Genomic DNA, 3,116 nt, shown 5'->3' on the forward strand with positions numbered 1-3,116 from the left:
TGGCCAACATGTTCACCGTAATCACTCCGGTTCTCCTGCTCGGCATCGAGCAGGCATTGGAACACGTGGGTCAAATTTCGATGAAAACTACGTACGGCAGTGGGTCAGTTTTGCGTGCACATCAACACCGCGCGCGATGATTGCCGATCCCGACCGCTATGAGCCGCGCGCCAGCGATACCGTGCTGGACTTCGCGCGTCATTACGGCACGTCCTTCCTGCCCGCTCGCGTATATCGCCCGCAGGACAAACCGAAGGTAGAAGTTGCAGTTCAGGTGGTTGAGCGCTGGATCATGGCGCGCCTGCGTCATCATCAGTTTGCGTCAGTTCAATTGGTCAATGACGCGATCCAGCCGCTGCTGAAGAACCTGAACGAGCGCCCGTTCCAGAAGTTGCCCGGATGCCGCGCCAGCGCCTTCGCCGAACTGGATGCGCCGGCCCTGCAACCGCTGCCGGCACAGCCCTATGAGCTGGCGCACTTCAAGTCGGTGACGGTTCATATCGACTATCACGTCGAGATCAACAAACACCGTTACAGCGTGCCGCACGCCCTGGTCGGCCTCAAGCTCGATGCCCGCATCACGGCGGGCGCCGTCGAATTGTTGCATCGTGGCCGGCGCGTTGCCAGCCACGCCCGCAATGACCGCGTGGGGGGCTATACGACCGTCGTCGAGCACATGCCGGCGGCGCACCGCGCCCATCTCGAATGGACGCCGCAGCGGCTGATTCACTGGGGACAGCAGATCGGTGCGGCAACCGGCGCGCTCGTCACGCGACTGCTGCAGGAGCAACGCCATCCGGAGCACGGCTATCGGGCGTGCCTCGGATTGCTCTCGCTGTCTCGGCGCTATGGCCGCGATCGTCTCGAAGCTGCGTGTGCGCTGGCGCTGGAAATGGGCGTGCACCGTTACCGCCACGTGCGCGACATCCTGATCAACAACCGCGATCGCGCTGAGGCGGCAACGCCTGCCGACTGGATCAGCCCGAGCCACGCGCATGTACGTGGCCCCAGCTACTACCAATAAAGAGAACCCACCATGATGATGCACCAGACCCTGACGCAGTTGCGCACCCTGAAGCTGGAGGGCTTCGCTGATGGCCTCGAAGAACAGTTGACGCAGCCCGGCTCGGCCAGCCTGAGCTTCGAGGAGCGACTGTCCCTGCTGGTCGACCGGGAAGCCAATTGGCGTGATGACCGGCGCCGCACCCGACTGCTCAAGCAGGCGCGTCTCAAGTATCCGCAGGCCGCCATCGAGGACCTCGACACCCGTTCCGGTCGAGGCGTCGACCCGCGCTCGCTCACGAGCCTGGCTCTTGGCGACTGGGTCGAAGCCGGCTACAGCCTGCTCATCAGCGGCCCAACCGGCGCGGGTAAATCATGGCTCGCTTGCGCCCTGGTCCAATACGCCTGCCGGCGCGGACACTCGGCGTTGTACCTGCGGGTGCCGCGGCTCAATGAAGAACTGCGCGTCCTGCACGGCAACGGCGGCTTTACCAAATGGCTGCTGCAGGTGGCCCGCGTTGACGTCCTGCTACTGGACGATTGGGGCATGGCGCCCCTCGACGCGATGGTCCGAAACGATCTGCTCGAGATGATCGATGACCGCGCGGCGGGCAAGGCGACCATCGTCACCAGCCAATTGCCGATCGAGCACTGGCACGGCTGGATCGGCGACGAGACCATCGCCGACGCGATGCTCGACCGTCTGATGCAGCGCCATCACCGGATCACGCTCACCGGTGAATCGCTCAGAAAAGCATCCCCAAAACCCAACATCCTGGAGCCCGACCTCGACCAGAACTGATACGAAACCCTACAATCGACACCGCGCAACGCCTATCTCGCCAAATCGGTCACGTTCCCGAAATCGGCGGTCACGTTCGCCGAAATACGCACCAGACCAAAGGCAAGGTGGAGCGACCCATCGGTTATGTCCGGCAGAGCTTTTTCTACGGCCGGCACTTCCTCAACGACGCCGATCTGAATGCACAGGCCCTGTCATGGGTCACGCACAAGGCCAACCGGCGCATCCATCGCACCACGGGCGAGGCGCCTGATACTCGTTTCCTGCGCGGCGAGCTGGCCACGCTGCAGCCCCTGGCACGGACAGCCTATCGCGGTGTGGTTGCCGTGCAGGAACCCGCGTGTGCCACCACGCCGGCACCCCTGCCACAAGTCGAGCACCGGCCGCTGAGTGTCTACGGCCGATTGGCGGGAGGTTACCGATGAACACCGCAAACTCTCCGCGTGAAACTATTCGCGGCATGCTGGCCGACCTGAAGATGCCCGGCGCGCTGGAGGCAGTGGACCACATCCTCAGCGATGTGGACGGCGGGCAGCTCACGGCGTCAGAGGCGATCCAGCGCCTGCTGGGGGCGCAGATCATGCTGCGCAACAACCGCCGCCTGCAGGCAGCGATGCGCTCGTCCAGGCTCCCCGCAGTCAAGACCTTGGAAAGCTTCGATTTCGCCTTCCAGCCATCGATCAAGCGCGAACAGATCGAGAGCCTGCACGAGCTGGGCTTCGTCGAGCGCAAGGAGAACGTCATCCTGCTCGGGCCGCCGGGCGTGGGCAAGAGCCATCTCGCAATCAGCCTGGCCATCGCGGCGGCCCAACGCGGGCGTCGCGTGTACTACGGCACCCTGATCGACCTCATCACCTCGCTCGAAGAAGCACAGGCCGCCGGCCAACTGATGCGCCGGCTTGCGGTGCTGTCCCATCCTGCGTTGCTGGTGGTCGACGAGATCGGCTATCTGCCAATCACCCATACCGGTGCCGTGCTCTTCTTTCAGCTCATGAACCGGCGTTACGAACACGCCTCGACCGTGCTGACTTCCAACAAGGGTTTCGAGGAATGGGGCTCGGTGTTCGGTGATGAAGTCATGGCTGCCGCACTCATCGACCGTGTGCTCCATCACTGCCATCTGGTCAACATCCGCGGCAACAGCTACCGCATGCGGGAACACACTGAACTGTATCGCGCCCTGCAGGATGAGCTTCTCGTCCCATCGGACACGAACCGGCGCGCTCGGCGCACCAGGGTCACGCAGTAATGAAGTTGAGGGGCGTGCAATTTTCAGGCGCCACAACCATGCAATTTTCGATCGGCGTTGACA

Annotated in this window: 3 protein-coding genes and 1 pseudogene; all 4 read left to right on the forward strand. The window is 63.3% G+C overall.

Annotated elements, in window-relative coordinates; all coding sequences use genetic code 11:
- Positions 1–123: 123 nt before the first annotated feature.
- Positions 124–1,024, forward strand: a pseudogene (locus QZ709_RS00190) (IS21 family transposase); the annotation flags it as partial.
- 12 nt (positions 1,025–1,036) lie between these two features.
- Positions 1,037–1,804 (forward strand): IS21-like element helper ATPase IstB, encoded by a 768-nt coding sequence (gene istB, locus QZ709_RS00195; RefSeq protein ID WP_251164946.1) that lies wholly within the window; start codon positions 1,037–1,039, stop codon positions 1,802–1,804.
- 107 nt (positions 1,805–1,911) lie between these two features.
- Positions 1,912–2,229: a hypothetical protein gene (locus QZ709_RS00200; RefSeq protein ID WP_294635414.1), complete on the forward strand. Its 318-nt coding sequence runs from the start codon at positions 1,912–1,914 to the stop codon at positions 2,227–2,229.
- The gene (gene istB, locus QZ709_RS00205; protein WP_211922719.1) at positions 2,226–3,053 is read left to right on the forward strand and encodes an IS21-like element helper ATPase IstB; all 828 of its coding nucleotides are present in this window, start codon (positions 2,226–2,228) and stop codon (positions 3,051–3,053) included. Before QZ709_RS00200 ends, istB (QZ709_RS00205) begins: the two co-directional genes overlap by 4 nt.
- The last annotated feature ends 63 nt before the right edge of the window (positions 3,054–3,116 follow it).

Origin of the sequence: uncultured Aquabacterium sp. (assembly GCF_913773725.1) — a bacterium.
Lineage (GTDB): Bacteria > Pseudomonadota > Gammaproteobacteria > Burkholderiales > Burkholderiaceae_C > Aquabacterium.